The 903-nt window shown below is 39.6% G+C and carries 1 protein-coding gene; it reads left to right on the forward strand.

Features of this window, described 5'->3' with window-relative positions; translation table 11 throughout:
- Positions 1-767, forward strand: a 767-nt coding sequence (locus ICC18_RS33355; protein ID WP_188178683.1) for an IS110 family RNA-guided transposase, incomplete at its 5' end; no start/stop codon positions are given.
- Positions 768-903: the final 136 nt, after the last annotated feature.

Genomic DNA, 903 nt, shown 5'->3' on the forward strand with positions numbered 1-903 from the left:
TGTATGTCCAAGCAAAACTACAATTTCAGGCCATTCTGGATCAAGTTTTTCCCGAATATCATGGCGTGTTTGGTGACCTATATTCAAAAGTTTCCCTTCGATTTCTAGCCTTACACCCGACGTCTAAAGAAGTCTTGGAAATGTCAGAAAAGGAAATTACAACAGCCATCCAACGTCTTACTGGACGCAGCAGATCTGCTTTATGGTGTCTGGAACGCGCTCAAATTTTATTAGCTGCAGCAAAGCGAAATCCCTTTAAGGAAATGGCTTTTCCAAGCCATTTGATCTCCATACAGCTGCTCATCAATTTGCTTCTTCAATACCAGGAACACCTAGCAACCCTTGATAAATCGATAGATGCTCTGGCTGAAGAGTTACTTGAATATGATTTAATCCAATCGATACCCGGTATTGGCACTAAGATTGCTGCAACAATTTTAGCTGAGATCGGGGAAATCGATCGGTTTGATCACGCAAAGAAACTGGTGGCCTTTGCCGGCGTTGATCCAAGTGTTTTTTCTTCAGGTAAGTTTATAGCAACCCAAAATAAAATCACGAAGCATGGCTCGAGGAGGCTTCGTACAGCCCTATATCAAGCTGTACGATGTGGTATTCGTAGCAATAGAAATAAAAAATTAAGGGCTTATTATGATAAGAAACGTTCTGAAGGAAAGCTATTCAAAGTAGCGATAATTGCTTGTGTGAATAAACTCATCCACTGGATTTTTGCCATCTTGACTACTAAGGAAGCGTTCCGTCTAGAGTAAGTAGCACGAAATAGAAATATATGGAATATATTTCCGTGCTAAGTGGGACGGTTCTTTCCCATACACATTTTTAAGTATACCACCTCATGAATTAACCATTAATAATTAAATATTGACAAGCTATTAGCTGGAATAG

This window comes from Paenibacillus sedimenti (genome assembly GCF_014534655.1).
Taxonomy (GTDB): domain Bacteria; phylum Bacillota; class Bacilli; order Paenibacillales; family NBRC-103111; genus Paenibacillus_E; species Paenibacillus_E sedimenti.